The sequence below is a fragment of the Amycolatopsis sp. NBC_00345 genome, assembly GCF_036116635.1.
Lineage (GTDB): Bacteria > Actinomycetota > Actinomycetes > Mycobacteriales > Pseudonocardiaceae > Amycolatopsis.
Window position 1 is genome coordinate 5,882,427 of sequence record NZ_CP107995.1, and the last position, 17,315, is coordinate 5,899,741.

General features: G+C 71.0%; 18 protein-coding genes and 1 pseudogene. 8 read left to right on the forward strand and 11 right to left on the reverse strand.

Annotation, left to right across the window (positions count from 1 at the left end; genetic code table 11):
- Positions 1-5 precede the first annotated feature (5 nt).
- The 5 genes from OG943_RS26275 to OG943_RS26295 all read right to left on the reverse strand — a co-directional run bounded on the left by OG943_RS26275 (position 6) and on the right by OG943_RS26295 (position 4,079).
- A complete protein-coding gene (locus OG943_RS26275) occupies positions 6-722 on the reverse strand; it encodes an SDR family oxidoreductase (protein WP_328603585.1) in 717 nt (238 codons plus the stop codon).
- Positions 706-1,089 (reverse strand): hypothetical protein, encoded by a 384-nt coding sequence (locus tag OG943_RS26280; RefSeq protein ID WP_328603586.1) that lies wholly within the window; start codon positions 1,087-1,089, stop codon positions 706-708. Before OG943_RS26280 ends, OG943_RS26275 begins: the two co-directional genes overlap by 17 nt.
- 33 nt (positions 1,090-1,122) lie before the next feature.
- The gene (locus OG943_RS26285; RefSeq protein WP_328603587.1) at positions 1,123-1,983 is read right to left on the reverse strand and encodes an alpha/beta fold hydrolase; all 861 of its coding nucleotides are present in this window, start codon (positions 1,981-1,983) and stop codon (positions 1,123-1,125) included.
- 114 nt (positions 1,984-2,097) lie between these two features.
- Positions 2,098-2,985 carry a TIGR03560 family F420-dependent LLM class oxidoreductase gene (locus OG943_RS26290; protein WP_328603588.1) on the reverse strand — a complete coding sequence of 296 codons (888 nt, stop codon included), beginning with the start codon at positions 2,983-2,985 and terminating at the stop codon, positions 2,098-2,100.
- A 101-nt stretch (positions 2,986-3,086) separates the two neighbouring features.
- Positions 3,087-4,079, reverse strand: a complete 993-nt coding sequence (locus tag OG943_RS26295; protein ID WP_328603589.1) for an alpha/beta fold hydrolase — start codon at positions 4,077-4,079, stop codon at positions 3,087-3,089.
- 261 nt (positions 4,080-4,340) lie between these two features.
- Here OG943_RS26295 and abc-f point away from each other — a divergent pair, with 261 nt between their 5' ends.
- The gene (gene abc-f, locus OG943_RS26300; RefSeq protein WP_328603590.1) at positions 4,341-5,972 is read left to right on the forward strand and encodes a ribosomal protection-like ABC-F family protein; all 1,632 of its coding nucleotides are present in this window, start codon (positions 4,341-4,343) and stop codon (positions 5,970-5,972) included.
- 331 nt (positions 5,973-6,303) lie between these two features.
- Positions 6,304-7,926 carry a tannase/feruloyl esterase family alpha/beta hydrolase gene (locus OG943_RS26305; RefSeq protein WP_328603591.1) on the forward strand — a complete coding sequence of 541 codons (1,623 nt, stop codon included), beginning with the start codon at positions 6,304-6,306 and terminating at the stop codon, positions 7,924-7,926.
- Positions 7,927-8,220: 294 nt separating this feature from the next.
- Here OG943_RS26305 and OG943_RS26310 read toward each other — a convergent pair whose 3' ends face one another.
- Positions 8,221-8,481, reverse strand: coding sequence for a hypothetical protein (locus OG943_RS26310; RefSeq protein WP_328603592.1), 261 nt, complete (start codon positions 8,479-8,481; stop codon positions 8,221-8,223).
- Between the two features lie 90 nt (positions 8,482-8,571).
- The gene (locus tag OG943_RS26315; protein ID WP_328603593.1) at positions 8,572-9,531 is read right to left on the reverse strand and encodes a quinone oxidoreductase family protein; all 960 of its coding nucleotides are present in this window, start codon (positions 9,529-9,531) and stop codon (positions 8,572-8,574) included.
- A gap of 97 nt (positions 9,532-9,628) precedes the next feature.
- Here OG943_RS26315 and OG943_RS26320 point away from each other — a divergent pair, with 97 nt between their 5' ends.
- Both OG943_RS26320 and OG943_RS26325 read left to right on the forward strand, forming a co-directional pair.
- Positions 9,629-10,072: a MarR family winged helix-turn-helix transcriptional regulator gene (locus tag OG943_RS26320; RefSeq protein WP_328603594.1), complete on the forward strand. Its 444-nt coding sequence runs from the start codon at positions 9,629-9,631 to the stop codon at positions 10,070-10,072.
- Positions 10,073-10,243: 171 nt separating this feature from the next.
- The gene (locus OG943_RS26325; RefSeq protein ID WP_328603595.1) at positions 10,244-10,639 is read left to right on the forward strand and encodes a histone-like nucleoid-structuring protein Lsr2; all 396 of its coding nucleotides are present in this window, start codon (positions 10,244-10,246) and stop codon (positions 10,637-10,639) included.
- Positions 10,640-10,928: 289 nt separating this feature from the next.
- Here the strand turns inward: OG943_RS26325 and OG943_RS26330 are convergent, their stop codons facing one another.
- Positions 10,929-11,318 carry a DUF5997 family protein gene (locus OG943_RS26330; RefSeq protein ID WP_328603596.1) on the reverse strand — a complete coding sequence of 130 codons (390 nt, stop codon included), beginning with the start codon at positions 11,316-11,318 and terminating at the stop codon, positions 10,929-10,931.
- 58 nt (positions 11,319-11,376) lie between these two features.
- Here OG943_RS26330 and OG943_RS26335 point away from each other — a divergent pair, with 58 nt between their 5' ends.
- Positions 11,377-12,126 (forward strand): LysR substrate-binding domain-containing protein, encoded by a 750-nt coding sequence (locus OG943_RS26335; protein WP_328603597.1) that lies wholly within the window; start codon positions 11,377-11,379, stop codon positions 12,124-12,126.
- A gap of 305 nt (positions 12,127-12,431) precedes the next feature.
- Here OG943_RS26335 and OG943_RS26340 read toward each other — a convergent pair whose 3' ends face one another.
- Positions 12,432-12,602, reverse strand: a complete 171-nt coding sequence (locus OG943_RS26340; protein WP_328603598.1) for a hypothetical protein — start codon at positions 12,600-12,602, stop codon at positions 12,432-12,434.
- Positions 12,603-12,911: 309 nt separating this feature from the next.
- Between OG943_RS26340 and OG943_RS26345 the strand changes: the two genes are divergently transcribed.
- Positions 12,912-13,775 carry a helix-turn-helix transcriptional regulator gene (locus OG943_RS26345; protein ID WP_328603599.1) on the forward strand — a complete coding sequence of 288 codons (864 nt, stop codon included), beginning with the start codon at positions 12,912-12,914 and terminating at the stop codon, positions 13,773-13,775.
- Between the two features lie 248 nt (positions 13,776-14,023).
- On the forward strand, positions 14,024-14,758 hold the full coding sequence (locus tag OG943_RS26350; RefSeq protein ID WP_328603600.1) for an SDR family oxidoreductase: 735 nt from the start codon (positions 14,024-14,026) through the stop codon (positions 14,756-14,758).
- Positions 14,759-14,940: 182 nt separating this feature from the next.
- Here the strand turns inward: OG943_RS26350 and OG943_RS26355 are convergent, their stop codons facing one another.
- A complete protein-coding gene (locus OG943_RS26355; RefSeq protein WP_442874810.1) occupies positions 14,941-15,648 on the reverse strand; it encodes a hypothetical protein in 708 nt (235 codons plus the stop codon).
- 44 nt (positions 15,649-15,692) lie between these two features.
- Positions 15,693-15,918, reverse strand: a pseudogene (locus OG943_RS26360) (helix-turn-helix domain-containing protein); the annotation flags it as partial.
- A gap of 100 nt (positions 15,919-16,018) precedes the next feature.
- Between OG943_RS26360 and OG943_RS26365 the strand changes: the two are divergent.
- A complete protein-coding gene (locus OG943_RS26365; RefSeq protein WP_328603601.1) occupies positions 16,019-16,927 on the forward strand; it encodes an SDR family NAD(P)-dependent oxidoreductase in 909 nt (302 codons plus the stop codon).
- The last annotated feature ends 388 nt before the right edge of the window (positions 16,928-17,315 follow it).

Here is a 17,315-nt window from a genome sequence, read left to right on the forward strand (position 1 = left end):
AGACGTCACACCAGTGGCTCGCCGCCGTCGAGGCTCAGCGAAACACCGGTCAGGAACGGGCTGGCCAGGGCGAACACCACAGCGTCCGCGATGTCGTCGGGCGTGCCGATGCGGCGCGCCGGGCTGCTGGCGGACCGCTGGGCGAACAGCGCGGCCTTCTTCTCCTCGCCGAGCGCGTCGTACGCGCCGGTGTCGATCGTGCCCGGCGAGACGGCGTTGACGCGGATCGGCGCCAGTTCCACGGCGAGCGAGCGGGTGAGGACGTCGACCGCGCCGTTGGTCGCCGCGACCGCGAGCATGCCGATCGAGGGCTTCTGGGCCGAGGAGCCGGAGAAGAGCACGAACGAGCCGTCCTCGGGCATCCGCGGGGCCAGGTGCTTCGCCAGCAGGATCGGGCCGACGACCTTGGTGCTGAAGGAAAGCAGGACGGTCTCCGGAGCGAGGTCCCCGATCTGGCCGCGGGCGCGCGCCGACGCGGTGGACACGACGTGGTCGACCCGGCCCAGCCGTTCGCCGAGGGCCGCGACGCTCGCTTCGTCGGTCAAGTCGACCGTCTCGGCCGAGATGCCGGGATCGTCGTAGGCCGCCGCGAGCTTCTCGCCGTCGCGGCCGGCCACGACCACCTCCGCACCGGCGGCGCGGACCGCGAGCACGGTCGCCCTGGCGATGCCGCTGCCGCGTCCGACGACCAGGACTTTGCTTCCCTCAAAGGATGTGGACATCGTCTTGTCTCCTTAGGACAGTTTCGCCGCTTCGCCGGCATCCAAGCCGCGATCGACGCCGTGGGGAACCACCCGGCGCGCACTGCCGAGGCGCGAAACCGGACTCGTACAGCACCACCGGCCGCCGGGTGCCGGCGACGACCCAATCGCCGTCCCGCACGACGAGGTGGCGGGAGGTGCCGCGGATGTCGTTGCGGTGGTACAGATCCGCGGCGCGGCCGACGATCCGCTCGTCCTCTTCGTAGAACGCGTCCATCACCCGCCACGCGAACGCCACCCGGCCCCGCAGCTCGCCCGCGTAACCAGGAAGACCGGTGTACTGCCACGCCGCCCGACGGACCTCGTCGACAGCGGTCCCTGTTGCCAAGCCAGCCCCATCGTCGTTGTCCCTTCTCGCTTTTCAGACGCGGCCGAGGAAGCCGAGAATCAGCTGGGCGACCTCGTCACCCGCGCTCTCCAGCAGGAAGTGCCCGCCGTCGAGCAGGTGGATCTCGGCGTCCGGGACGTCCTCGGCGAACGCGCGGGCGCCTTCGGGCCCGAAGATCGGGTCGCCCCGGCCCCACACCGCCAGCACCGGGGGAAGGGTGGTGCGCAGGTACTCGTGCAGCGCCGGGTACAGCGGCGAGTTGGTCGCGTAGTCGCGGAACAGGGCCAGCTGGATGGCGTCGTTGCCCGGCCGCGAGAGCAGCGCGAAGTCGTGGTGCCAGGTGTCGGGGCTGACCAGGCTCTTGTCCGGCTCCCCGGTGAGGTACTGCGACCGAGTGCTCTCCAGGCTCAGCGCGCCACGGATCTTCGCTTCGGTCTCGGGGGTCTGCTCGCGCTGGTAGGCCCACACGTTCTTCCAGAAGCCCTCGACGAAGCCGGCGTCGTAGCCGTTGCCGTTCTGCGTGACGATCGCCGTGACGACCTTCGGGTCGGCCAGCGCGAGCCGCCAGCCGATCGGGGCGCCGTAGTCCTGGACGTAGATGGCGTACCTCGTCACGCCCAGCTGGTCCAGCAGCCCGGCGGTCAGCTCGGTCAGCGCGTCGAAGGTGTAGCCGAACTCGTCGGCCGGCGGGGCCGCGGACAGCCCGAAGCCCAGGTGGTCCGGCGCGATGACGTGATAGCGGACGGCCAGCTCCGGGATCAGGTTCCGGAACATGAACGAGCTGGTCGGGAAGCCGTGCAGGAGCACGATCACCGGCGCGTCGGCGGGGCCGGCCTCCCGGTAGAACAGCTCCTGGCCCCGGACGGTCGCGTAACGGTGGTGAACGGCGGTCATTTCTAACCCCTTCGACGCAGGTTGATGGTTAGAGCCAAGCAGGTTTGGCTCTAACTTGTCAACCCGTTTCGAGGGGTTAGTTCTTGCAGGCCCTCGGACTCCGGCCCGGCTTCCTCACCGCACCTGCGGCAGAACCTCCTTCTGCAGCAAGGAATACAGCTCACGAGCCTCGTCCGGTGGGCCGAACGTCGGGACGAACAGCTCGTCCAAGCCGGCCTCGCGCCAGCGGCCGATGGTGTCCACGAGCTGCGCCACGGATCCGCCGAGGACGAAGCGCCCCGGCTGGGCGTCCACGTCGCCGACTGTCAGCACCGCCTGCGTGGTGCGGCGGATGGACCGCGGGTCGCGGCCGATGCGTTCGCAGTGCTGGTCGAGGACCGCGGACTTCTGGGCGAAGACCTCGGGGTCGGACCAGGTGTTCCACTCGTCGGCGTGCTCGGCGACGATGCCCAGCATGCGGCGCTCGCCGGAGGCACCGATCAGGATCGGCACGCGGGGACGGACGACGGGCGTCCGCGGCGCGTCGGTGACCGTGTAGTACTCGCCCTTGAACGTGGTCCGCGGCTCGGTCAGCAGGCCGCGGAGCACGGTCAGGCCTTCCTCGAACCGGTCGATGCGCTCGCGGACGGTGCCGAGCTCGATGCCGTACGCGGCGTGCTCGTTCAGCTGCCAGCCCGCGCCGACGCCGAGCACCAGCCGGCCGCCGCTGAGGTTGTCGATGGTCGCCGCGATGTTCGCCAGCACGGCCGGGTGCCGGTAGGTCATGCCGGCGACCAGGCTGCCCAGCCGCACCCTCGGCACCGCCGCCGCCAGCGCGGCCAGCAGGCTGAAGCACTCATGCAGCGCCGGCTCTGCGACCGCTTCGGTCCCGGAGTTCATCATGAAGTGGTCCGCCACCCAGACGCTGTCGTACCCCGCCTGCTCGACCTCGCCCGCCACCGCGAGCACGTCCTCGGTCGCCCACCCAGGGCTCAGCCACGCCCCGACCGCCAGCTCCGCCACCGGAGTCCTCCTCTCTTCGGCCCGCAGTCCCGCGCGCCTGGTCCCCAGCCTGCCACGCGACCCCGACAGAATTCAGCGACCGCCTCCGCCGACCGGCGTGGTCAGAGCCGGACCGCCTCCTCGACGGCGTCGGCGAAGGCCCGAGGTTTCTCCTGCGGCAGGTTGTGCCCGGCGCCCGGCACGCGGTGGTGCACCCGGGGTCCCGCGAAGTGCCCGGCGGACGACGTGCCGTCGGTGGCCGGGTAGCTGCCGTCGGACAGCCCGTCGAGCGTCACCGCGGGCACGGTGATCGGCGGCTGCCCGAGCAGGCGGCTCTCCAGCGCGTCGTAACGCGGGTCGCCCGGCGCCGCAGCCAGGCGGACCCGGTAGCAGTGCAGGACGATGTCCGCGTAATCGGGATTGGCCGTGACCGCCACGGCGCGATCGAGGTCGGCGGCGGTGAAGGGCCAGTCCGGCGAATTGCGGCGCCACACCACGTCGAGCAGCTCCCGCCGGTAGGTGGTCAGCGCGCTGCGGCCGCGCTCGGTGAGGAAGTAGTAGAAGTACCAGTGCGCCGACTCCGTGCCGGGCAGGTCGGGTTTGCCGTTGATCACCCGCGGGTCTAGGTTCTGCACCAGGTAACTGTTGACCGCCACCAGCGCGCGGCAGCGTTCCGGCCACAGCGCGGCGGCCGCGACGAGCGCCCGGCCACCCCAGTCGTAACCGCCGAACACCGCCCGTTCGACGCCCATCGCGTCGAGGAACGCGACCATGTCCGCGGCCAGCGCGGCCTGCTGACCGGAGCGGACGGTGCCCGCGGCGAGGAACCGGGTCTCCCCGTGCCCACGCAGATACGGCACCAGCACCCGGAATCCCTGCCGCGCCAGCCTCGGCGCGACTTCGGCGTAGGCGTGCGGGCTGTACGGCCAGCCGTGGCCGAGCAGCACCACGTCGCCGCGGGGTGGGCCGACCTCGTGGTAGGCGAGGTCCAGCAGGTCGGTGCGGACGTGGCGCACCGGGCCGAGCCCGAGCTGGACTGGCCGCAGGCCGGGCACGCTCACCAGGGAAGCCGCGCCCACCGTTTTGCCGAAGGCACGCCGGGAAAGGGGATTCATGGCAGAAGGCTGACAGACCATCAGTAACCAGTCAAGAGGGTTACGCATAGCTGGCCGAGGAGCCCTCTGCTATCGTGGAATGGAGAGAACCGTTCTGAGGAGATTCGACGTGGCAGGTGAAGACGACATCTCCGGGTGAGCCCCGGAGGTAACGGGCCACCGGCGCGCCATTCCGCGCAGCCGCCGTGGCCACGTCGTCGTCCACTCCTTTCGCTGCGGGACCGGTGTCCCGCGCACACCCACGAACCCGAGGTCTCTTTCATGCCCGACGCCTGCATCGTCGTCTCCGGCCTGTCCTTTTCCTGGCCCGACGACACCCCGGTCTTCGACCGGCTGTCCTTCACCGTCCCCGGCGGCCGCACCGGGCTCGTCGCCCCGAACGGCGCCGGGAAGACCACCCTGCTCAAGCTCATCGCGGGCGAGCTGCGGCCGTCCGAGGGCAGCGTCACCGCCGACGGCGTGCTCGGTTACCTCCCGCAGAGCCTGCCGTTGAGCGGCGAGCTGACCGTCGCCGAGGTGATGGGGGCCGCCCCGATCCTGCGGGCGCTGGCGGCGGTCGAATCCGGCGACGCCGCCGAGGAGCACTTCACCACCATCGGCACCGACTGGGACATCGAGGAGCGCACCCGCGCCCAGCTGGACCGGCTGGGGCTCGGCGCGGTCGCCCTCGACCGCCGTCTGGACACGCTGAGCGGCGGCCAGATCGTCTCCCTGGGACTCGCGGCCCAGCTGCTCAAGAACCCGGACGCGCTGCTGCTCGACGAACCCACCAACAACCTGGACCGCGAGGCGCGCCACCGGCTCTACAGCGCGCTCGACGACTGGCACGGCTGCCTGCTCCTGGTCAGCCACGACCGCGCGCTGCTCGACCGGATGGACCGCATCGCCGAGCTGGACAGCGGCGAAGTCCGGTTCCACGGCGGGAACTTCACCCAGTACGAGCTGGCGGTCGAGGCCGCGCGCGAGGTCGCGGAGAAGAACATCCGCAACGCCGAGCAGGACGTCAAACGCGAGAAACGCGAGATGCAGCAAGCTCGCGAGCGCGCGGCCCGCCGGGCGAGCAACGCCCAGCGCAACGTCGGCAACGCCGGTCTGCCCAAGATCTTCGCCGGCACCATGAAGCGCAACGCGCAGGAGTCGGCGGCCAAGGCGGACGGCACGCACTCGTCCCGGGTCAGCGCGGCCAAGGCCCGGCTCGACCAGGCCGAGCGGACGCTGCGCGACGAGCAGAAGATCGTGCTGGAACTGCCGCAGACCGCCGTCCCGGCCGGCCGGACGCTGTTCCTCGGCGAGCGCCTGCGGGTGAACTACGGCGACCGGGAGCTGTTCACCGGCGACGGCGCGGACCTGGCCGTCCGCGGCCCCGAGCGGATCGCGTTGACCGGCCCCAACGGCGCCGGCAAGTCCACCCTGCTGCGCCTGGTCCACGGCGATCTGACCCCTGGCGGCGGGGAGCTGAAACGGGCCGAGGGCCGGATCGCCTACCTGTCCCAGCGCCTCGACCTGCTGGACGAAAACCGCACCATCGCGGAGAACCTGGCCGACGCCGCACCCGCGATGCCGCCCGCCGACCGGATGAACCTGTTGGCGCGCTTCCTGTTCCGCGGCTCCCGGGTGCACCTGCCGGTCAGCGTCCTCTCCGGCGGCGAGCGCCTGCGGGCCACGCTGGCCTGCATCCTGTTCGCCGAGCCGGCACCGCAGCTCCTGCTGCTGGACGAGCCGACGAACAACCTCGACCTGGTCAGCGCCGGCCAGCTGGAGAGCGCGCTCAACGCCTACCAGGGCGCGTTCATCGTGATCAGCCACGACGAGCGTTTCCTGGCCGAAATCGGCGTCGCCCGCTGGCTCCGCCTCGACGACGGGCAGCTGCGGGAGACTGCCGCGCCCGAGTGAGCCGTCGTTCGTCCACAGTGCACAGACGCGCCGCCGGGAGTCGTCCGGCGTCTTGAGCACCCGCGCGATGTCGGCGCGGGTGCTCAAGCCCAGCTCACGGGGTCAGCCGGTCCCGCGCGTCCGGCCGGTCATCAGCTGCCACAGCCGCGGCCGCTCTTCGGCCGAGGCGGTCCGTGCGCGGGCCGTGAACTTCTCGTCCCGGGCCAAGCCTGAGCCATTTCTTCGAACGAATCAGTAACCATCTTGACAGGTTACGAACAGCCGTGCCAAAGTTTCCCCGCCCACCGAAAGGTGCCATCGCAATGCAAAAACATCACCGAAGAGGACCCCGATGAAACGCGTAGCGAAACTGATAGCCGCGGCCGTGCCGTTGGCCGCCCTCGTGCCCTTGACGCTGACGGCCGTGACGCCGCTCGGCCCGAGCGCCCCGGCGGCGCAGACGGTCAGCCAGGCCGAGCCCGCCTGCGCCACCGCCCCGTTGACGGCCCCGGACGGGGCGAAGATCGAGTCGGTGCAAGCTGTCCGGCAGCCGGGCGGCACCGTCTCGTTCCCGGAGACACCGGCCTCCGGACCGATCCGGATCGACGACGTGCCGGCGTACTGCCAGGTCACCGTCACCCTGACCCACCCGGGCGCGAACGACCACGTCAAGGTCGCGGTGACACTGCCGGAGACCGGGTGGACCGGCCGGCTGCAGGCCGTCGGCGGCAGCGCGTACACCGCCGGCGACTTCGGCGCCCCGCTCGTGCAAGCCGTCAAGAACGGCTACGCCGGGGTCACCACCGACGCCGGCGTGCCGCTGACCTTCCTCGACACCACCTGGGCGCTGACCGCGGACGGCAAGATCAACCAGCCGCTGGTGACCGACTTCGCGACCCGCTCGGTGCACGAATCCGCCGTGATCGGCAAGGACGTGGCGAAGCGGTTCTACAGCCGGGCGGTCTCGTACGCGTATTGGACCGGCTGCTCGACCGGCGGCCGCCAGGGTTATTCCGAGGCGCAGAACTACCCGGCGGACTTCGACGGCATCGCCGCCAACGCCCCGGCGGTCGACTGGTCCCAGTTCGCGGTCGCGACGCTGTGGCCGCAGGTCGTGATGAACCAGGAGCACGACTTCCCGGCCAACTGCGTACTGGAAGCGTTCCGGCACGCCGCGATCCGGGCCTGCGACCCGCGGGACGGCGTGACCGACGGCATCATCGACCAGCCCGGCACCTGCGGCTACGACCCGCGTGCGCTGGTGGGCACCAAGGCGTTCTGCGACGGCAAGCAGTTCACCGTGACCGCCGCCGACGCCGACGTCGTCCGCAAGATCTGGGCCGGCCCGACCGACGAGCACGGCCGGCAGCTGTGGCCCGGGCTCCCGAAGGGCGCGGACTTCAGCGGGGTGGCCGAGACGAAGGTGGACGACAACGGCACGCCGTACGCCCCGGGCTTCCAGGTGGCTGTCGGCTGGGTGCAGACGTTCCTCGAGAAGCAGCCCGGCTTCGACACCTCGAAGATCACCTACCGCCAGTTCGCCGGCCTGTTCCGCCAGTCGGTCCAGGAGTACGACCACGTGATCGGCACTTCCGACCCCGACCTGTCGGATTTCCGGGCGGCCGGCGGCAAGCTGATCACCTTCATCGGCACCGCCGACCAGCTCATCCCGCCCGGCGGCACGCTGCAGTACCGCCGGCAGGTGGAGCGGGAGCTGGGCGGCACCCAGCGGGTGAACGACTTCTACCGCCTGTTCTTCGGCCCCGGCGTCTCGCACTGCCAGGGCGGCGGCCCGGCCCCGACGGACCAGCTCGGCGCGCTGGTGAACTGGGTCGAGCACGGCCAGGCACCGGCCACCCTGGCCGCCGCCACCCCGGACGGGACCACGACGCGCAACTTGTGCCCGTACCCGCAGGCCTCGCGGTACACCGGCCACGGCGACCCCGCCGTCGCCTCGAGTTACCGCTGCCGCTGAGGTCTTGCGCCGGATGTCTTGAAAGCCGTCTGTCTTGAAAGCCGTCTGGGCCGGGAGTTCCGCGTCCGGCACAGACGGCTCTTTCCCCCAGCCGACCTGGCACTCCACGAGGTAACCCCGACCAGCCGCCCTGGCCGACCACAAAGGACCGTCCTACGCGGACTCGCTCCCATCGAGCCACGCAGCCCGCGCCGGCCGTTGTGGTTAATTCCAGCAATCTGTCCACACAAGACAGTCATCGACGACCGGGAATCCGCTCACTCCGAGGCGCGCCCGCTCACCGCTACGCCACCCTCAGTCGGAGGTCAGCTCCTCAAGTTGCTCCGCGGCGGTGACGTTTCCGGCGTCGGCCAGACGCCGCAGTTCGTCGAGGTTCTCCTGCTCAGTGGCGACCTGGATCAGCTCGTCGGCGGCGGTCGAGCTGCCGCCGTCGGCCAGCCGGCGCAGCTCGGCCAGGTCGCCCCGCTCGCCGGCCAGCTCGATCAGCTGGTCGAGCGCGTCTTCGTCCCCGGCGTCGGCGCGTTCCCGCAGGCCGGGCAGATCCGCATCGTCCATGGCGTCAGCCTCCACCGGATCCGGCCCCGTGTCGAGGCCCTGTCTCCAGGCCCCCTGCCTCCAGGCTCCTGTCTCCACAGTGGATGGACGTCAGGGAGTCAGCACGATGCGCTGCCCCGGCGCGGTCGGGGTGTGCCACGCCTGCTCGACCTGCTCCAGCGGCATCGGCACGGCGTCCACGGCGAAGGTTCCAGCCGTGATCTCCGCGGCCAGCGACGGCAGTTCGGCGATGATGCCGGCCGCCGTCACCGAACCCTGGCCGCTGCCCAGGATGGTCAGGTTCCCCGCGCGCAGCAGGGCCGAGGGCAGCGTGATGTCCGATCCGGCCATGGAGCCGATCTGCACCCAGGACAGCGCCTTCGCCCGGTCGGCGCGCGCGGTCAGCAGCGCGGGCATGGCCTGCTCGGTGGGCCGTCCCCACAGGTAGTCGATGACAACGTCGACGTCCGCGGCCGCGGAGGCGAGCCGGTCGGCGGCGTCCGGCTCGTCATCACCGAGGCGCACCACTTCGTCGGCGCCGAGGGTCTTCAGCAGGTCGAGGCGCTCCGGGTCGCGGCCCGCACCGACCACACGGGCGGCACCGAGGTGTTTCGCGATCTGCACGGCGAGCTGCCCCGCGTTGCCGGTGGCGCCCAGCACCAGCACGGAACCGCCCGGCCGGAACGCGACGCGGCGGCGCAGCGCGATCCACGAGGACATGCCGGGGTTCATCGCCGCCGCCACCGCGGCCGGGTCCGTGCCCGGCGGCAGTGTGACGGCCCGGCTCCGGTCGACGACGGCCTGATCGGCCATGGTGCCCGGCGCGTCGCCGTCGACGATGAAGTAGAGCAGTTCCCCTTCCGGCGTCCGGCCGACCGCGTCGACGCCCGGGACCATCGGCAGGACGCCGTCGGAGGTGTAGTGGCTGCCGTTCGCGGCGGAGCGGACCCGTGGGTGCAGCCCGGCGGCCAGGACGTCCACCAGCACCTCCCGCTCGCCCGACGCGACGGGCGCCGGGAAGGTGTCGTAAGCGGGCGGCGTACTGAAGGAGCGGACTACGGCGGCGTGCATGGGGTTCTCCTGTCCGGGGCGGGGATATTAGTTTGTGGCGCGTACTACTTCACCCAAGGTAGTTTGCGCCGCGTACTAAGTCAAGTAGGGTCACCCCATGCGCACCGAGCCGACCCGGCCCTTGAACACCGTGGACGCCCTCGTCCAGTTGTCCTTCCTGATCCAGCGGGTGCTGTCCGAGATCGGCGCCGTGCACAACCTGTCGGTCATCCAGATCCGGCTTCTCGGCGTCCTGCGCGACCGCCGGCCCGGCATGCTCGAACTGGGCAGCCACCTCGGGCTGGACAAGTCCTCCATGACCGGATTGGTCGGCCGCGCGGAGAAACGCGGCCTGGTCGAGCGCTCGCCCTCGCCCCGTGACGGCCGCGCCGTCCTGGTCTCACTGACCCCGCTCGGCCGTCAGGTCATGCAAAGGTGCGGCATCGAGGTCGGCCGCCGGATCACCGAGCTCACCGAACCGCTCACCGCCGCCCAGGGCGCGCAGCTCACCAAGCTCGCGGGAGCGATCGTCGGCGTGCCACCCCAGGACGTCGACGGCTGACCGTATTACGGCCACGTTTCTTCACGACGGCCGAATCCGGCACTTTCCCGCATATCGGTTTTCCGGGCGGACACCGGCAGGCGGGCACTCCACTGTGGATTTCTGTTATCGTTCGCGTGAAGTCGCGCGGATCCGCGCTGCTGGAGATCCACCGAGGAGGAAAAACCCGGTATGGCTCAGAAGGTCCTCGTCCAGATGGTGGACGACATCGATGGCGGCGTGGCGCACCAGACCGTGCCGTTCGGCCTCGACGGCATTCAGTACGAGATCGATCTCTCCGACGAGAACGCGGTATCCCTGCGGGACGAGTTCGCCCGTTACATCGCCGCTTCCCGGCGCACCGGCGGCCGGAAGGTCCGTGTGGCGGCCGGGATCTCGCCGACCGTCACCCCGGCCGACCGCGAGCGCTCGCGCCAGATCCGCGCCTGGGCGATCGAAAACGGCTGGTCGGTGTCCGAGCGGGGGCGCATTCCCAGCGAGGTCATCGCCGCCTTTGAAGAGAGCGAACGCGAAGCCGCCGCCCCGCGCAAGCGAGGCCGTGCGAAGAAAGCCGGCGTGAAATCCTGAAGCCCGGCGTGCGCGCCCGGGATTTCTTCCCGCCTCGGTGAGCTGAACCGGGAAATCGGACGGTTCAGCTCACCGGGGGCCGGGGTTGGGAAACCGGCATTGGAAAAAATTTCCAATGTACTGGTCAGGCAAGTGTGATCATGATCAACCGCGGGTCCGGCCCGCGGCGCCATACCTCGGCGGCCCAGTTTTGGGCGCCGCCCCCGGTCCGTTTCACGGCCGGAAACCGGGACCGGAGCCGACGCGGATACCGTCGGGAAATCGAATTCCCGGGCCTGCTGCCTCCCGGTCAGGAACGCGGGCGGCGCGGGCCGCCCTGCTCCTTGACGCGCACGGCTTCCTTGCGGACCTCGGCCTGGGTGTCGCGTTCGTGCCGCAGCCAATCCGGGCCGGCCGACTTGATCTCGTCGATCTGCTCGGTGGTGAGGGCCTCGGTGATCCCGCCGCGCGCGAGGCCGCCGATGGACACGCCCAGCTTGGCCGCGATCACCGAGCGCGGGTGCGGGCCGTCGCGCCGCAGCTCACGCAGCCATTCGGGCGGGTCGGTCTGCAGGGCGTTCAGCTCGTCGCGCGAAACGACACCCTCCTGGAACTCGGCGGGAGTGGCTTCGAGGTACACGCCCAGCTTCTTCGCCGCGGTCGCGGGCTTCATCGTCTGGGGGGACTTGGGCGACGTCATGGCGTCCAGGGTAACGAGCGCGTGCGCCGCCCCTGATCACGCCCGGTAATCTGGCCTCGTGACAGGCTCGGAGGAACCCCCGTCGTTCAAGCTCGGCTACGTCCCAGGGGTGACGCCGGCGAAGTGGGTGCGGACCTGGCAGGAGCGATCGCCCGGGGTCCCGCTGGTCCTCGTCGCGACGCCCGCCGCCGACGCCGCGGCCCTGGCACGCGAAGGCGACGCCGACGCGGTCCTGCTGCGCCTGCCGGTCGACCGGACCGGCCTGCACGCGATCCCGCTGTACACCGAGACGACGGTGGTCGTGATCCCGAAGGACCACCTTCTGTCCGCCGCCGACGAGGTGTCCACCGAGGACCTGGCCGACGACGTCGTGCTACACCCCCTGGACGACCCCCTCGATTGGGAGCACCCGCCCGGCCTCGCGGCGCTGGAGCGTCCGGCCACGACGGCGGACGCCATCGAGCTGGTGGCCGCGGGCGTGGGGCTGCTCGTCGTGCCGCAGTCGCTCGCGCGGCTGCACCACCGCAAGGACCTGACCTACCGGACGCTCGCGGACGCGCCGGAGTCGCGCGTCGCGCTGTCGTGGCCGGACGAGGAGACCAGCGACCTGATGGAGTTGTTCATCGGGATCGTCCGCGGGCGAACGGTGAACAGCACGCGCGGGCGGCAGCCGGCTGCTGAGGCTCCGGCTCCCCGCAAACGTCCTGAAGCGGGCGGGAAGAAGCCCGCCGTCGGCAGGTCGGGCGGCCGCGGCGGCGGCGGGCCGCGCGGGGCGTCCAAACGCGGGAAGCCCCGGCGCCGGTCGTAGCGCCGCCGGTTTTTGTCGGTGGGTGCTGTCATGATCTTCCGCATGTGGCGAAGACAACGCAGAGCCCTCCCGGTCACGGCCCGGATCGGAGGCGCGACAACACAAACGGGCCGATGCTCGCGAGACGGCGGCGGTCGCCGTGGCGTGGTCGCGCGGCTGAAAGCGTTGGCGCACAACGCTTTCCTGACATTTCGCCGTCGATCTGCCACCCAGGACCGCCGCGAATGCAGCGACGAGGCCCATCAGCCTGGCTTGCCTACGAGCGGTGAGACCCGTCAGCTCGGCACGTCCACGAGCGAGACCCGTCAGCCGGGCACACCCACGATCTCGGACGGCAGCCCGGCGTTGAGGTGGGCCAGCAGCCAGGCCAGTTCGCGGGCGTCGATGACCCCGGCGTCGGCCGCGCGGATCCAAGCGCTCGCGGCCCGCTCGATGAATTCACGATCGACCGGTGGTCTCGTGTCGTGTTTGCTCATGGCCGCTCCCCGACCGCAGATGGTGTTCTGCCTGCCCCGGGGTCCTGGGGGTCTTGGTCCCAGCGTAATCGCTTCCGCGGCCAGGTCGGCGGTACTCGTTCGCAGGACTTGTTCGCGGCCCTCGTCGGCGGCCCTCGTCCGCGAGCCAAGTCTTCGAGCCGATGCCCGGCGCGGGCCTCCCGGTGAATCCGGTCTGCGATCGGCTCCGGCCAGACCCACCGACCAGCCGCGGACAGGAAACGAAAGGGTAGGAGTCAGGCGGCCACCTTGAGCACCCCATTCCCCGTATCGCCGCTTTAACCTGGGCTCATGGACAGCGAGAACCTCATCGGGCAGTTCCTGCGGGCCCGCCGTGAACTCGTGGACCCCGCCGAGCTGGGCCTGGCGGTCGGGCCGCGGCGGCGGGTCGCGGGGCTGCGGCGTGAGGAGGTCGCGCTGCTGGCCGGGGTGAGCACCGACTACTACGTGCGGCTGGAGCAGGGGCGCGAGCGGAACCCGTCGGCCCAGGTGGTGGACGCGCTGGCGCGGGCCCTGCAGCTGGACGACGACGCGGTCACGCACCTGCACGAGCTCGCGCGGCCCGGGCCGGCCCGGCGACGGCGGACCGGGCAGCGGGAACGCGTCAGCCGCCAGCTGGCGCAGCTGATGGACGCCTGGCCGCAGACCCCGGCGCTGGTGCTCGGGCGCTGCCTGACCGTGCTGGCCGGCAACCCCCTCGGCAAGGCGCTGTTCGGCGGCCACCCCCACAGCGACGACCTCGTCCGGCTGGTGTTCCTCGACGCGGAGGCGCGCGAGTTCTACCCGGACTGGGAGAGCGTCGCGGCCAACACCGTCGGCGGGCTGCGCTCGGCGGCCGGCCTCGACCCCGACGACCCGCTGCTGATCGAGACCGTGGGCGAGCTGTCGGTGAAGAGCCCGGAATTCCGCCAGCTCTGGGCACGCCACGACATCCGCCAGAAGACCAATGGGACAAAACGGTTCCACCACCGGCTCGTCGGCGACCTGACCCTGCACTACGAATCCCTGACCGTGAACAGCGCGGCGGGCCAGCAACTGGTGGTGTACCAAGCCGATCCGGGCAGTCCCTCCGAAGAGGCGCTGGCGCTGCTCGGCAGCCTCACCACCGCCGAAAGCCCTCGCGAAATCGGGAAACGCATTCCCACCGAAAACTGATTTCCGCTTAATACCAACAATTCCTGCTGGGGAAGAACCATGCCTGAAAACGCCTCGCCCGGGTGGCTCATCACGGGCATCGACGACTAGGCCGAGACCGCGGGGCAACGCCGAGCCACCTCGGCAGCTACTGCTGGGCCGAGCCGCCTACGACATCGCATCGGCCCGGCTCGGCTCGGCGCACTCAAGTCCACTTTCGACATCTGGCGCGAAGTCACCCTGAGCGCCGATTACCCAAAGGAGCAAGCATGAACACCAACACCCGCAAGGTCATCCTCGTAACGGGCGCGAGCAGCGGCATCGGGGAGGCCACGGCGCTGCGGCTCGCGGCCGACGGCCACCACGTCGTCGCCAGCGCGCGGCGCGAAGACCGTCTGGCCGAACTGGCGGCGAAGATCCGCGCGGACGGCGGCAGTATCGACGTCCGCCGCCTCGACGTCACCGACCGCGCGGACGTCGCCGAGTTCACCGACCGCGCCCGGCTGGAGCACGGCCGCGTGGACGTGTTCGTCAACAACGCGGGCGTGATGCCGTTGTCCCGCCTGGACTCCCTGCTCGTCGACGAGTGGGACCAGATGGTCGACGTGAACATCCGCGGCCTGCTGAACGGCATCGCCGCCACGCTCCCGATCTTCCAGCAGCAGGGTGGCGGGCACTTCGTGACCATCGCGTCCACCGGCGCGCACGAGGTCGTGCCCACGGCCGCGGTCTACTGCGGCACGAAGTACGCGGCGAGGGCGATCACCGAGGGCCTGCGCCTGGAGGCCGACCCGAGCATCCGCGTCACCACGGTCTCCCCCGGCGTCGTCGAATCCGAGCTGGCGGCGACGATCACCGAGCCGGGCGCGCAGGAGGCCATGCGGACCTACCGCGCCCACGCCATCCCGCCGAGCGCGATCGCCGACGCCATCGCGTTCGCGCTCGGGCAGCCGCCCGAGGTCGACGTGAACGAGCTGATCGTCCGGCCGACCCGGCAGCGCTGAGGCCCGTAAGGAGCGCCTCGGCAACTGAGCACCGGACCGTGCCGCCGGCCGGCGGGTCGGCTGCACGGTCCGGTGCTGTCAGACGATGTCCGGTGCAGTCCGCCGACCGGTGGTTTCGACATACCCGCTTCCGGAGCCTCGGTCCCCGAGGGGCCCTGGCCGCCAGAACCTGAGCCCAGCGCCTATCCGGGCGGCTGATCCCGGTCCTGGCCCCGGCGGCTGAGCAGCCCCGCGATCAGCATCTCGAGGGTGTCGCGCAGGCCTGAGGTGAACTCCATCCGCCAGCGGGCCAGGACCGGGTCGCTTTCGTAGACGGCGCGGACGGCGGCGCCCGGGTGCGAGTGAGTCCACACCGCGCCCGCCACCATGATCGTCGCGCCGGCGAGGCGGGTGGCCGCGGGCTCGGACAGCTCCGGCAAACGCTTGCGCAACAACCCGGCCAGCTCAGAAACGTGCGCGACCGCGGCGTGTTTGTACCGCGCGGCCGCCTCGGGTGACACGTTGTGCTCCAGAACCGCCGACTGGGCACTGCTCAGGTCACACAACACGGGCCGCGCCGCGAGCGACTTCGCGAGGGCATCAGCCAGCCGATCTCCACGCACAGCCACCGCCGCATCGGCGAACTGGCCCCCGCGCTCGACTACCGCCACGCCGGTGTCGGCCAGCCGATCCCCACGCTCGGCCGCCGCCGCATCGGTATCAGCCAGCCGATCCCCCGGTTCGGCCACAGCCACGTCGGCGAGCTGGTCCCCACGCCCAGCCACCGCCCCATCGGTATCAGCCAGTCGATCCCCGGGTTCGGCCACAGCCGCGTCGACATCGGCAAGCTGATCTCCGCGCCCAGCCACCGCCGCGCCGATATCAGCCGACCGGTCCCCGCGCCCCACCACCGCATCGGCATTGACCGCGGCCGCCAGTTCCGCGTCGAGGCCGTCGAGCCAGTGCCGGGACTCGGCGTTCAGCACCTCCAGCAGCACGGCCTCGCGGGACTCGAAGTACCGCAGCACGTTCGACTTCGCCAGCCCGGCGCGCCGGCTCAACTCGCTCAAGGTGACCCGTGCGACCGGCATCTCGGCGAGCATCGCGGCGGCCGCGTCGAGGATCGCCCGGCGGCGGACCTCGCGCTGCTCCTCGCTGTGCGCACGCTGGAACGACGTCATGCCCGAAGTCTACAGACCCATGGTCTGTTGCGAACAGAACGACGGTCTGTTAACTTCGATCCCGTAACAGACCGACGTTCTCTAACTAGGGATGGCAGACATGACCGGCAAAGTGTGGTTCATCACCGGCAGCGGCCGAGGCCTCGGCCGCGACCTCGCGGAGGCGGCACTGGCCGCCGGCGACCGCGTGGCGGCAACCGCCCGGGACCGCAGTCGCCTGGACGACCTGGTGCAGGCACACGGGGCGGATTCCGTCGTCCCGATCACCCTCGACGTCACCGACGCGGCGGCTGCCCGCGACGCCGTCGACGAGGCCGTACGCGCGTTCGGGCGCATCGACGTCGTGGTGAACAACGCGGGGTACGCGAACCTCGCGTCCGTCGAGGACACCCCCGAGGACGACTTCCGTGCGCAGGTCGAGACGAACCTGTTCGGCGTGGTCAACGTGACCAAGGCGGCGCTGCCCGTACTGCGTCGCCAGGGCGCGGGCCGGATCGTCAACGTGTCCTCGCTGGGCGGCCGCACCGCGGCGCCGGGGCTCGCGCCGTACCAGCTGTCCAAGTGGGCGGTGAGCGGTTTCACCGAGGTCCTCGCGCAGGAGGTGGGGCCGCTCGGGATCAAGGTCACCGCCATCGAGCCCGGCGGGATCCGCACGGACTGGGCGGGCAGCTCGATGCGGGTCCCGCCGGTCTCCGCGGCCTATGCGCCGACCGTCGGCGCGATGGCGGCACTGCTCGGCCAGAGCGGGCCGCAGGCGGCGGGCGACCCGGTGAAGGTCGCGGACGCGATCCGCCGGCTGGTCGAGATGGACTCGCCGCCGGTCCGCGTCCTGCTCGGCTCCGACGCACTGGCCATCGCGAAAGCCGCGGCCGACGCGCAGGCACACAGCGACGCCGCCATGGCCGACTTCAGCCGCTCGACCGACCACGCCGACGCGACCCCGGCCGAACTGGACCCGTTCGGCGGCAGCGCGGCTCTGTCATCCGGTGGCACCCCGACGAGGTCCTGAACGACGGCACGCCTCGGCCGAACCGGACCCGTCCGGCAGCAACACGGCACCGTCGTCCAATGGCGCCCCGACAAGGTCGTGGACGACGACGGCCCTGGCCGAATTGGACCCATCCGGCGGCACCGCTCGATGGCGACCCGACAACGTCGTGAACGACGGCATGTCCCGGCTGAACCGGACCCATCCAGCGACAACACCGCACCGCCATCCGATGACGCCTCCACGCCGTTGTGAACGACGGCGTGCACACGGCAACCGCGCCGTGCGGTGCCTGGTTCGAGGCGGACGTGCTCGGTATGCTCCAAGGCATCGGCGTCACGACGGTGCCGCGGTCTGGTTCGGACCTCCGTCCCCTTCGGAACGGCGGGCGGTGCCGGATCATCCGGTG

Excerpts from the sequence above, each read along its gene's own strand:
- OG943_RS26275 (WP_328603585.1), bottom strand. The coding sequence starts at position 722 with ATGTCCACATCCTTTGAGGGAAGCAAAGTCCTGGTCGTCGGACGCGGC.
- OG943_RS26285 (WP_328603587.1), bottom strand. The coding sequence starts at position 1,983 with ATGACCGCCGTTCACCACCGTTACGCGACCGTCCGGGGCCAGGAGCTG.
- OG943_RS26295 (WP_328603589.1), bottom strand. The coding sequence starts at position 4,079 with ATGAATCCCCTTTCCCGGCGTGCCTTCGGCAAAACGGTGGGCGCGGCT.
- abc-f (WP_328603590.1), top strand. The coding sequence starts at position 4,341 with ATGCCCGACGCCTGCATCGTCGTCTCCGGCCTGTCCTTTTCCTGGCCC.
- OG943_RS26305 (WP_328603591.1), top strand. The coding sequence starts at position 6,304 with ATGAAACGCGTAGCGAAACTGATAGCCGCGGCCGTGCCGTTGGCCGCC.
- OG943_RS26310 (WP_328603592.1), bottom strand. The coding sequence starts at position 8,481 with ATGGACGATGCGGATCTGCCCGGCCTGCGGGAACGCGCCGACGCCGGG.
- OG943_RS26315 (WP_328603593.1), bottom strand. The coding sequence starts at position 9,531 with ATGCACGCCGCCGTAGTCCGCTCCTTCAGTACGCCGCCCGCTTACGAC.
- OG943_RS26320 (WP_328603594.1), top strand. The coding sequence starts at position 9,629 with ATGCGCACCGAGCCGACCCGGCCCTTGAACACCGTGGACGCCCTCGTC.
- OG943_RS26325 (WP_328603595.1), top strand. The coding sequence starts at position 10,244 with ATGGCTCAGAAGGTCCTCGTCCAGATGGTGGACGACATCGATGGCGGC.
- OG943_RS26330 (WP_328603596.1), bottom strand. The coding sequence starts at position 11,318 with ATGACGTCGCCCAAGTCCCCCCAGACGATGAAGCCCGCGACCGCGGCG.
- OG943_RS26340 (WP_328603598.1), bottom strand. The coding sequence starts at position 12,602 with ATGAGCAAACACGACACGAGACCACCGGTCGATCGTGAATTCATCGAG.
- OG943_RS26345 (WP_328603599.1), top strand. The coding sequence starts at position 12,912 with ATGGACAGCGAGAACCTCATCGGGCAGTTCCTGCGGGCCCGCCGTGAA.
- OG943_RS26350 (WP_328603600.1), top strand. The coding sequence starts at position 14,024 with ATGAACACCAACACCCGCAAGGTCATCCTCGTAACGGGCGCGAGCAGC.
- OG943_RS26365 (WP_328603601.1), top strand. The coding sequence starts at position 16,019 with ATGACCGGCAAAGTGTGGTTCATCACCGGCAGCGGCCGAGGCCTCGGC.